Consider the following 10,937-nt stretch of genomic DNA (forward strand, 5'->3'; position numbering starts at 1 on the left):
AACTCGCAGCGGAGTCAGGCTAACCGTCCCTGGATAGGAGAACCTATCCATTTAGGCTAAACGAATCGCACACCGGACATCATATTATTAACTAAAAATCAGCCTTTGAACCTAGAATATAGACGTTTATTCCTGGTTTCAACCTAACTCTCTTTCCTCTCTATTCTCTGCGTCCTCTGCGCCCTCTGCGGTTAAAAAAAAAATCCTATTCACAAACGAAATAGCATTGCCATCCAAAAGCCCGATCGCACTTTAGCCCCTTATAACCCTGTTCACCCCCAAACATATGCGTTAACCTAGTTGACTACAACTTGTACCGCACTCCCCAACAAAATTCATGCTTCCCCGCATCCAAGAATTAGCCGCCACCCTAGCACCCCGCTTAATCGAAATACGCCGCCACATCCACTCCCACCCCGAACTCAGCGGCCAAGAATATCAAACCGCCGCCTACGTAGCCGGAGTTCTCGCATCCAGCGGAGTCCGCGCCATCGAAGGAATCGGCAAAACAGGAGTGCTCGGCGAACTCAAAGGCAACAGCAGCGAGTCCCGGTGGCTGGCAATTCGCACCGATATGGACGCTTTGCCGATTCAAGAACGCACTAACTTAGAATTTGCCTCCCGCAACGAGGGAGTCATGCACGCCTGCGGCCACGACATCCACACCACCGTCGGTTTGGGCGCAGCAATGATATTGTCTCAGCTAGAGGAAAAATTGCCCGGTAACGTCCGCTTCTTGTTTCAGCCGGCGGAAGAGATTGCCCAAGGTGCTCAATGGATGATTAAAGACGGGGCGATGCAAGATGTTGACGGCATCCTCGGAGTGCACGTTTTTCCGACGATTCCCGGCGGTTGCGTCGGTATCCGCCACGGGGCCCTGACGGCGGCGGCAGATGACCTAGAATTGATTGTGATGGGCGAATCCGGCCACGGTGCGCGTCCCCACGAGGCGATCGACGCAATTTGGATTGCTTCTCAGATAATTACCACTTTGCAGCAGGCAATTAGCCGCACGCAAAATCCTTTGAGGCCACTGGTTTTGACGATCGGGCAAATTAACGGCGGACGAGCGCCGAACGTGATTGCCGATCGAGTAAAATTGCTGGGAACCGTGCGATCGCTGCATCCAGAAACCCACGAAAAACTGCCGGCTTGGATCGAACAAATTGTTTCCAGCGTTTGCGCGACTTACGGCGCTAAGTACGAACTCACCTACAAGCGCGGCGTGCCCGGAGTCCAAAACGACCCCAAACTCACGCAATTAGTCGAAACTGCGGCTTTAGAAGCTTTAGGTCGATCGCGCGTCCAGATTTTACCAGAACCATCCCTCGGCGCGGAAGATTTTTCGATGTACTTAGAACACGCACCGGGAACCATGTTTCGCTTAGGAGTGGGACTGACTGACAAACCGAACTATCCCCTCCATCACCCGCAATTTGAGGTTGATGAAGCGGCTATTGTCACCGGCGCTGTCACCTTGGCCTATGCCGCCTACCAATATTGGAAACAGCAAGTAAGTAGGTAAACTCGCTTTCATTGAATTACCCGTAATAAGATTGTGGGGTGGGTAATAGCTCAAAATTGCTTGATGTAAAGTTTATTTGCGCCTAGCTGCTTAACAGAATTCTGGCAACCAAACCACCTTATCTTCCGCAATTCCCCTATAGCAGTCGCTAAATGTGCTAACCTACAATCAAAAATCCCCCAATTTCAACTATCGCGAGACAGATAACCGTGTTCGCTCAAGCACCTCCAACTCCCAATTACAAATGGTTTAGCTGCATTTCTAGGACTGTTTTCACCGCATTGTGCCTGTTACCTCTTTTCAGCGCTGCGGGATACGCCCAAAGTCCCCAAAATAGACCCATCAAAATCGGCGTGGTGCAGCGGTTTGGCACGAAAGCAACCGACAAACTGACGCTGAAAGCATTACCGGGCGACAGCTTAACTTTGCGTTACAAAACTCCTCAAGGCATAGAAACCAAAACTGCTGCTAGCGTCAAGTTAGAAATAGCCCCGAAACCGCTGGAAACGCCCTTAGTAGAAGAACGAGTGGTACTAAGTTCTCACCGCAGTTTCGAGAGTGCGGAAGACAGCGCTAATCAGTGGCGCGCCCAGGGAATTGAGGTAGAAATTGCTCAACCTTTTCGCTGGCAAGTTTGGGCAAAAAGAGATATTTACAACTCTCCTTTGGTGCGGCGCTGGCTGTTGCAAAGTTTGCAAGCTCAAGGGAACACAACAGCTTTTTTGGATTCCAAAGTTTTGAAGCAAATACCCCAGGCTTTTTGGGTTTTAAACGGCTTTCGTTTCAACCGCAATGAGTTGGATGTGACGGCCGGTAAAAATGTGATTGAGGTATTGGAACAAACTACCCAAGAGGCGACAGCTATTGAACCAGAAAAAGCTATTCAACAAACTCGCCGTTATGGTGGGAATTTGCGCCTGCAAAAAAATGCTTACGGCACTTATACTTTGGTGAATGAAGTGCTGACGGAAACTTATTTGCGGGGTGTTGTTCCTCACGAAATTGGGGCTTTTTCGCCTTACGCTTCGATTGTCGCTCAAACTATTTTGGCGAGAACCTACGCCCTGAGAAATTTGCGCCGGTTTGCTGTGGATAATTATGAGTTGTGCGCTGATGTTAACTGTCAAGTTTATAAGGGTTTGACGGAGGTTTACCCGCAAAGTGATAAGGCGATCGCCCAAACGATCGGTTTGGTGCTAACTTACGAAAATCAGCTAGTAGACGCGCTCTATTCCGCGTCTAGCGGCGGCGTGACAGCCTCTTTTAACGATGTGTGGCAGGGCGCGGAACGTCCATATTTGCGATCGATCGTCGATTCCCCTAATAAGGTGTGGGATTTGTCCAAGCAGAGTTTGTCTGACGAAAACAATTTCCGCCGCTTTATCAGTTTGGAAAAAGGGTTTAATGAGGAAAAAGAAGACACATTTCGGTGGCGCGAACCCGCTTCTTTGACCGCGATTGCTGGATTTCTCAAACAGTATCTTCAGAAGAAACAGCACCCGATGGCTAATTTGAAAACTGTCACTCAGGTGGAAGTGGTAGAAAGGTCGCCCGCAGGTCGAGTTTTGAAAATGAAGGTTCAAACTGACTTGGGCCCGATTGATATCGACAAAGACGAGATTCGCAATGCTTTTTACCCGCCGATTAGCACGCTTTTTTACCTAGAACCAATTTACAATCCAGACAAAACTCTCAATGGTTATGCTTTTGTCGGAGGCGGTTTTGGACACGGCGTGGGAATGAGTCAGACTGGTTCTTACAATTTGGCTAATTTGGGCTGGAATGGATCTCAAATTCTGGGCTTTTATTTTCCCGGCGCCCAAGTTGTCCCGCTTAGCGATAACATTACATTTTGGCGCGAATAGGCGATCGAAGTCTGCCTAAGAGTCGGCGAGTTAAATCGCCACTACACAAATAAATTTCGCGCCACGCCAGACTAAATATTAGCCGTAAAACTTTTAGATTTTAGACTTTGGATTCTAGATTGGTTTCACAGTTAATCTAAAATCGGCCATCTAAAATCTAAAATTATTGGGCCAGCTATCTGCTCAAACAGCTACGAATTCATAGATGGGAGTGAGAGACTGCTGGCGGCTTTGTTGCAGTGTTAGACACCGAAACCCGGTTTCTTAAAATAATTGCCGTATTTCAGCTTCTTAATTCTGGAAACGAGCAACCGGGTTTCTTAGGGTATCACGCAGAGCGTCCTTTCTTAGTAGAGCTCTTCTTCTTTGTGAGTTTCGATCGTACAGTCAGACTTGGGATAGGCGACGCAGGTGAGGACAAATCCAGCTTCGATTTGGTCGTCGTCCAAGAAAGATTGGTCGGATTGGTCAACTTCGCCTTTGGTAATTTTGCCGGCGCAGGTGGAGCAAGCTCCAGCGCGGCAAGAGTAGGGGAGGTCGAGTCCTGCTTCTTCAGCAGCATCAAGAATGTAAGTATCGTCATCAACGTCAATGGTCTGGTTAATTCCTTCGGCTTCGCTGATGAGGGTAACTTTATAAGTTGCCATGCACTAAATCCTCTCAAAAATTCAACAAGATTGATAATTTTTCCTAATGCAACCTTCAAGGCTCTATTAGCTTTGAGGTTAGGTATTAGGTTCGTTCCCTCTATGATATTAGGGGATATAAGGGAGGTTGACACACTTATTTACAAAATATTTGAATGGGATTAGTTATAACTTTTTCTAATTTCATCTTGATTACTTATACCTATCTTGGGTTCAGCCTTGTGATACTGTTGCCGCAAGACTTGCGCGAATTAATCCGGTTTCTAGGAAAAATCCTGTTTTGAGCCCTACAGCACAAAAACCGGGTTGTGGGTATGCGCTGTGTCGATCGAGTTTCAGCAAGACTTGCTGCAAGGCAAGTCCCTGCCGGCGGTGAAATGTATAGTTAGATCGACATCAAGACTTGGGTGTTGAAGGCTCGATCCCATAAATCGCACCACAACCACAGGTTAAAATCGGGGCCATAGAACCCCTAAACCCCTGCAGCGCAAGTCTGTAACTATCTAAAATCTTAAATCTCAAATCCCATGACTAATATTGATACTCGCTTTGGTTTTTCAGTTAATTCTCCAATTCGCGTGGGGATTGTGGGTACTGGTTTTGCCGCTAAGTTGAGGGCCCAGACAATTCAAGCTGATGGGCGATCGCACTTGGTAGCGCTTGCGGGCCACTCCCCGGAGAAAACCGCAGAATTTTGTCAAGGGTTCGGGGCAGAAGCTGCGGTTTCCTGGCGCAAGCTGGTAGAAAGAGACGATTTAGATTTGGTGATTGTCTGTACGGTGAACCGGGATCACGGGGCGATCGTCCTGGCAGCCCTAGAAAATAACAAGCACGTTGTGGTGGAATATCCTCTATCTTTAGACGTATCTGAAGCAGAAAGGGCGATCGAACTTGCAGCCCAAAAGCAAAAACTCCTCCACATCGAACACATCGAACTCTTAGGCGGTTTGCACTCCTCAATCAAAGAATCTTTGCCCTTAATCGGTAAAGTTTTTTACGCCCGCTACATTACTATTACTCCTCAACATCCAGCGCCGCAGCGGTGGACTTATCAACATTCCCTCTTTGGCTTTCCGTTAGTTGGTGCAATTTCGCGACTGCACCGATTTACTGATTTGTTCGGGGAAGTGGCAAGCGTTAACTGTCAAGCTCAATTTTGGGACAGTCAGCCGGATTTCTACAAAGCTTGTTTGTGCAACGCACAGTTGCGCTTTGCCAATGGCGTTGTCGCTGAAGCTGTTTATGGAAAAGGAGAGACTTTTTGGCAGTCGGAAAACATTTTTACTATCTACGGTGAAGCAGGAACGCTGGTTTTCACTCCTGAATCCGGTCAATTTATTCAGGGAGAAAATCGGCGCAACCTCAAAGTAGGAACGCGGCGCGGCTTGTTTGCCAAAGACACCGATATGGTGTTGGAATATTTGTCAAACGGTACGCCTTTGTACGTGAATAATGCCAGTAGTTTGTACGCTTTGAAGGTGGCAGATGCTGCGAGGCGATCGAGCGAAACTCGACAAACTATCGCACTTATAAATTAATAAAAAGCTAGGAAAAAGAAGGTTATTTAATTTGGGTAAAAATCCAATATAACTGAGATATTGCACCCTTCTCAATTACCTATAGCAATCCTCGCATCATTTGTGTAATTCTTGTAGGGATCGCGAATTAAATAATTTACACTCTTGAAAGTGGGTTGGGCTCTTATAGCCCGCCCTTTCTGGACGGGCGGGACGCCCATCCCACAAGAACCATCAAAATTCTAAGTTATTTAATTCTCATTCCTAGAGGCAAACCCCTCGTGGTTGCCCCCATGATGCCGGGTAGGCAAAGAAAGGCATTACCCCTAAATTTTTGTACGACTCCTGGAAGGATTGCTATAGCAATCCTTCCAGGAGCTGAGCTAGTTTCCATCCCAAAAAGATGGATTCAAACTGTCGAAGTTTATGAACAAGGATAGGCATTCCGGGAGGCACGGAAATGGAATATCAGCTTCAATAGTGGTATAAAAGTAATGATGGCGATGGAGCTCGCCGAAACCGCCCTTCGTTATTAATAATCTTCATAACGTTTAAAAGGCTGATGGCTCCTACTGTTCCGACTTGTGGCGGAAGGGTAGGATGGTGCGGATGCCTCGATCGATCTTTCCCCTACAAGTCACCTTCATCGATTCAAATTTAAGGTGGCGTGATGTTAGAAAGTATAATCTGGATTTTATTAATGGGCTTTTTTGTCGGGCAGATTGCTCGACGGCTGAAAGCTCCAGCACTCGTAGGTATGGTGCTGGTGGGCATTTTATTAGGCCCGCAACTGGGGAATGTCATTAGCCCAGAGGTTTTGGGCGCAGCGAATTCTCTTCGCACCATAGCCGTGATGGTGATTTTGATGAAGGCGGGGTTAGGACTCGATCGCGAAAAGCTATCCCAACAGGGAACCGTGGCGCTGCGATTAGGCTTTCTGCCTGCTGCTTGCGAGGCTATCTCTATTGCTGTCGCTGCGATGTGGCTACTTCAGTTTGATTTTTTGACGGGGCTACTGCTAGGCTGCATCATTGGCGCAGAATCTCCAGCAGTAATTGTTCCCGGAATGCTGCGGTTAAAAAGTCTTGGTTGGGGAGTAAAAAAAGGAATTCCCGATGCAATTCTGACGGGAAGTGCCTTGTCAGATGTATTGCTGTTGCTGGTGTTTAGCCTACTGCTAGCTTTTCTGTCCCAAGGGAAAGCTACAGCCATTACCTTACTCGGAGGAATCACCCTCAGCCCTCTGCAATTACTGCCATTTCAAATCATCATCCAAATTACCTTGGGGGTGCTGTTGGGATGGGTGAGTGCTCGAATTTTGGTGGCACTATTAGTCAAGCAAAACTGGACTCAAACTGCGGTTCAGGACTCCCTAGTGGCTGCTGGCTTTGCCCTAGGGCTGGTAGTATCAGCCGAACATATTCCGGTTTTCTCTGGCTATTTAGCTGTCATGGGGGCGGGGTTTTTCCTGATTGAGTTGGATGCGCCTTTAGCACGAAGATTACGGGGTGGGTTTGATAGTTTGTGGACGATCGCGGAAATTATTTTGTTTGTGCTGCTGGGAGCAAGTATTCAACTTAATGTATTAGGCAATACCTTGCTGGTTGGTTTGTTGGTGTTGGCGATTGGGACTCTGATTGGGCGATCGCTCGGTTGGTATCTTTCCACCTTGGGTAGTAATTGGACTGGGAAAGAACGGCTGTTTTTGCTAGCAGGAAATTCCGCTAAGGCCACGGTACAGGCGGCGATTGGGGCGATTCCCCTAGCTCAGGGCATTGCTGGTGGCGAGACGATTTTGGCGATCGCAGCCCTCTCAATTTTAGTAACGGCTCCCTTGGGTGCTTGGGCAATTCCTACCTTTGCTCCCAAACTATTAGAAAAAGGCGAAGTTGACCCGACCAAAGTAGCGATTTCCGGCCGTCCAGTTTTTCTCGCCGCCGTAGACAATTCTCCCCTAACAACAGATGTTTTAACTAAGGCGGCAGACTTAGCTCGGCGCAGTGACGGGGATGTGATTGTTTTGTATGTGGATAACCTGGGAGATAAAAAGGCGATCGCCCAATTACAACAACAAGCACAACGAATCTTATCAGATATTCGCTATGAGTTCCTGAGTCTTTCTGGTACAGTGCCAGAGGAGATTATCCGCGTGGCGCAAGCTCGGCAAGTGACATATATTGCGATCGGAAAACGAGGGCATCAACCTTGGGAACAAGTGCTAGTAGGTTCAGTTTCTCAAGCCGTATTAGAAACCAGTCCTCTTCCTGTCATCTTGGTAGAATCTAGTTACAAGTAATCCCAAATATGGGTTTTATATCCCCTCGATCCTCTTCTCCCCTCTCTGTGTCCTCTGCGCCCTCTGCGGTTCATAATCAAGGCGTTATTTAACCCCGATTTAGGCTCGATCGCAGCGAGCCTAAATTTATTCAAAAGAATTTTTTATTATCAAACCTCTCCTTCAATTTGAGCAGTTCACAGTCATTCCGCAACTGGGCAAGTGGTTCATTGTCAGTCTAGGCAGACCAAGCTTCGCGAAAGTCAGCATAGAGGGTCAATCCACCATCAATATAGAGCGTTTGTCCCGTAATGTAAGCCGCTTCATCTGATACGAGAAACGCAACAGATGCTGCCATTTCCTCCGATGTGCCTGCCCGTCCCATTGGGATATGGCTTTCCACTACTGCCTTTTGTTCTGGATTGTCCGTCCAGCTTTCATTAATCGGTGTAATCGTCGCACCGGGCGCAATAGCATTGACACGGATGCCTCGGTTTGCGTATTCCAACGCTAGGGTTTTAGTCAGATTTCCCATGCCGCCTTTGCTGATGGAATAGCTAATATACATCGGGCGGGGAATGATTTCATGCACACTCGAAATGTTGATAATCACGCCAGGGCGCTGCTGCTCTAACAGATGCTTAATGGTTTCCCGCGCACAGAGATATGCACCTCGCAAATTTACTGCAATCACACGATCGAATTCATCGGTTGGCACTTCATGGGATGCGCTTTCTGTTTGAATCCCAGCATTATTAATCAGGATATCGAGACTACCAAATTTATCAATGACAGTATTCACCATACGAAGGATGTCGTCTTCTTTGGAGACATCTCCCTGAACTAATAGGGTTTCAACCCCGCATTCCGATGCTTGTCCACAGGCTTTTTGCAGAGCTATTTCTTCCGTATCTTCTGCCTCTTCTAAGCTTTTGCGATAGTTAACGGCAATGTTGCAACCTTCTTGGGCGAGACGAATGGCGATCGCCTGCCCAATGCCTGAACTCGCTCCAGTAATTAGTGCGTTTTTTCCCTTTAAACCTTTCATAATTGCTCTCCCAGAGATTCACAACAAAATATCTTAACCGAAACCTTAAGCCAACTGGCTTCTACATCAACCAGAAGGTTGTTCTGTCTTTTCCCCACGCATTTCATCAATATCCAGGATGCCGATCGCCACCCCCGCGATCGTCCGGGAGCATCTCATATTTGTAAAAACACTTATTCGGGATCCTTCCTTCTTCCTCTTTCCCCGCAGCAAGAGAGCCTCAAAATTCCTGCCTCAAAACTCCAATTTTGGGCTGGGCTGCTTTCATTGAGATGCTCCCAGTGCTAAGCTGTTGTGCATTTAAACTGAATGTCACAAAACAATCCCCTTGGGGTGGGGTGGGCCTAATATCCCGCCCAGAATATGCAATTTAAATGCGTGACAGCTTATATACCTTCTTGATTTGATTTATGCTGACCTAATTATTGAAGTTTCCCCGCAATTAGACCAAGCAGCACAATCAGACCTAATGCTCTACGAAAGTAATTAACGCCTTGAAACAATTCTTCCCAAGCCCAAGTAAACAAAGAGCCAAAGGCTACTATATCCAACCCTAGATTAACTTTTCCTGTTGTAACAATGAGCGTTAATAAACTAGCTATAATCCCGACACTCAGTGGTAGATTTGGCATCTGAGCTATAACAATTTGACCTTCGCTGTCGCGGAATGTGCGATCGAACAATGTGTTTTCCATGAGTTTCTCGTGTCAATGTAATAAATAGAATCAGGTTAACATTCAATACAGTTGGTTTTTTGGGGATGATACTACAAGCTTTAGATGGCAAGGAACATAAGAAAGTCGAATTAAATGCAAGTCAGGAGTGGAGATGACATTGATTTAATTATCCACCGGGGCTCAAAGTCATAGAAAATTAGCCATTGGGTCCTAGAAAAATAGTCCGCACTATTGAACAGTGCAATATAGGATTTATCCTGAATCAAGTTTTTTGGGATTCCCTGTCATGAATTTATTCGGCTTGTTTTTTCCCTTATTTTAAGTAGTTTTATGTGAGTGGGTAGAGGGTATTGTTATAGTAAATTTCCCAAAATCAAAAATCATCTATCGCTTGGAAGAGTTTAGAGTAAAAGGTGATCTATAATTGGACAGACATCATCGATTCTATAGTATCGCATCGAGAGCGATCGACTTCATGCTCAAATCCAAGGTTAGCAATTCACAAGTCTAAACCTTTTCGTCAAGCAGGATTGAACCTTGGCAGTGCAGTAATTTCGGTTGACACTGCTTGAATTGATTGTGTAGCCGCTATTTCTGATCGATCGCTCTCAGCATCCTGACTCACAAAAAATGTAGGCAGCGTTGCTGTCAAATAACCGCATAGGGCGATCGATTAGGAAGTTCGCGCTCAAACGCATAAATTCCAGCCGCGCCAATTAGAGTGACGATCGCTATCACATTACGCAAGAGGAGCAAACCGCTTTAAAAACAGAGCAGGCACAATGACTGGAATCCCTGCACCGATACAAATGAGAGCTTGAATAAAACTAAGCGGTTGGGTAGCAAATAGCGGGTTTATGAAAGTCAACTGGCTAAAGAAAACTTGAAATATAAACACACAAGCCACACCGATCGCAGGAATCAAGGCAATTTCTGGAGTGCGATATTTAAAATACGCAAACAGAGATGGAATACATTGGCTAATACTCAATAAGTAAAAGGTTTCTGCGGAAACGATGGTATGGACTGCCATTGTCCGAGCCAAATTGATATTACCTGTGGCTTGCGAAGCCAATTCAAAAATTCCAAGTACAGCAATGAGATTGAAGATGGAAATAATCAGGATGCGCCACAGCAATTTTTTCGTTAATAGGGGTTCATTGGGACGGCGGGGCGATCGCTGCATAGTCTCAGGTAACGAGAATTTACGGCCTCTAGGCTCCCGTGCAAACACAGTGTGGTGTCGGTAAGTACGGGTAAGGCAAGCTAGTTCAACAGTTGTAATGCTTTATATACAGTTGTGGTATATAGCAATCCTAAATGATTATCAAGACTATGATACTATTATATGCAATACTCGATCGTGAATAAAAAGATGAATAA

8 protein-coding genes and 1 riboswitch are annotated in these 10,937 nt (G+C 46.4%); of the genes, 4 read left to right on the plus strand and 4 right to left on the minus strand.

Features of this window, described 5'->3' with window-relative positions; genetic code table 11:
- Positions 1-337 precede the first annotated feature (337 nt).
- Both QT984_RS29000 and QT984_RS29005 read left to right on the plus strand, forming a co-directional pair.
- Positions 338-1,525: a M20 family metallopeptidase gene (locus QT984_RS29000; protein ID WP_333273992.1), complete on the plus strand. Its 1,188-nt coding sequence runs from the start codon at positions 338-340 to the stop codon at positions 1,523-1,525.
- Between the two features lie 209 nt (positions 1,526-1,734).
- Positions 1,735-3,390: a SpoIID/LytB domain-containing protein gene (locus QT984_RS29005; protein ID WP_333212621.1), complete on the plus strand. Its 1,656-nt coding sequence runs from the start codon at positions 1,735-1,737 to the stop codon at positions 3,388-3,390.
- A gap of 347 nt (positions 3,391-3,737) precedes the next feature.
- Here the strand turns inward: QT984_RS29005 and QT984_RS29010 are convergent, their stop codons facing one another.
- On the minus strand, positions 3,738-4,037 hold the full coding sequence (locus QT984_RS29010) for a ferredoxin (protein ID WP_333056974.1): 300 nt from the start codon (positions 4,035-4,037) through the stop codon (positions 3,738-3,740).
- 527 nt (positions 4,038-4,564) lie between these two features.
- Between QT984_RS29010 and QT984_RS29015 the strand changes: the two genes are divergently transcribed.
- Positions 4,565-5,575, plus strand: coding sequence for a Gfo/Idh/MocA family oxidoreductase (locus tag QT984_RS29015; protein ID WP_333056975.1), 1,011 nt, complete (start codon positions 4,565-4,567; stop codon positions 5,573-5,575).
- A gap of 469 nt (positions 5,576-6,044) precedes the next feature.
- A riboswitch (Fluoride riboswitch) is annotated at positions 6,045-6,133 on the plus strand.
- 91 nt (positions 6,134-6,224) lie between these two features.
- Complete coding sequence (locus tag QT984_RS29020; protein ID WP_333056976.1) at positions 6,225-7,850, plus strand: cation:proton antiporter; 1,626 nt, start codon at positions 6,225-6,227, stop codon at positions 7,848-7,850.
- Positions 7,851-8,067: 217 nt separating this feature from the next.
- Here QT984_RS29020 and QT984_RS29025 read toward each other — a convergent pair whose 3' ends face one another.
- From QT984_RS29025 to QT984_RS29035, 3 genes are all read right to left on the minus strand, one after another.
- The gene (locus QT984_RS29025) at positions 8,068-8,877 is read right to left on the minus strand and encodes a glucose 1-dehydrogenase (RefSeq protein WP_333056977.1); all 810 of its coding nucleotides are present in this window, start codon (positions 8,875-8,877) and stop codon (positions 8,068-8,070) included.
- A gap of 422 nt (positions 8,878-9,299) precedes the next feature.
- A complete protein-coding gene (locus tag QT984_RS29030) occupies positions 9,300-9,572 on the minus strand; it encodes a hypothetical protein (RefSeq protein ID WP_333056978.1) in 273 nt (90 codons plus the stop codon).
- Positions 9,573-10,293: 721 nt separating this feature from the next.
- Entirely contained in the window at positions 10,294-10,740 is a 447-nt protein-coding gene (locus QT984_RS29035) for a cation transporting ATPase C-terminal domain-containing protein (protein WP_333056979.1), read from the minus strand.
- Positions 10,741-10,937: the final 197 nt, after the last annotated feature.

The sequence above is a fragment of the Microcoleus sp. Z1_B2 genome (assembly GCF_036700325.1).
Taxonomy (GTDB): domain Bacteria; phylum Cyanobacteriota; class Cyanobacteriia; order Cyanobacteriales; family Microcoleaceae; genus Microcoleus.

Bases quoted from the DNA above. Each gene is read 5' to 3' on its own strand.
- QT984_RS29000 (WP_333273992.1), top strand. From the start codon at position 338: ATGCTTCCCCGCATCCAAGAATTAGCCGCCACCCTAGCACCCCGCTTA.
- QT984_RS29010 (WP_333056974.1), bottom strand. From the start codon at position 4,037: ATGGCAACTTATAAAGTTACCCTCATCAGCGAAGCCGAAGGAATTAAC.
- QT984_RS29015 (WP_333056975.1), top strand. From the start codon at position 4,565: ATGACTAATATTGATACTCGCTTTGGTTTTTCAGTTAATTCTCCAATT.
- QT984_RS29020 (WP_333056976.1), top strand. From the start codon at position 6,225: ATGTTAGAAAGTATAATCTGGATTTTATTAATGGGCTTTTTTGTCGGG.
- QT984_RS29025 (WP_333056977.1), bottom strand. From the start codon at position 8,877: ATGAAAGGTTTAAAGGGAAAAAACGCACTAATTACTGGAGCGAGTTCA.
- QT984_RS29030 (WP_333056978.1), bottom strand. From the start codon at position 9,572: ATGGAAAACACATTGTTCGATCGCACATTCCGCGACAGCGAAGGTCAA.
- QT984_RS29035 (WP_333056979.1), bottom strand. From the start codon at position 10,740: ATGCAGCGATCGCCCCGCCGTCCCAATGAACCCCTATTAACGAAAAAA.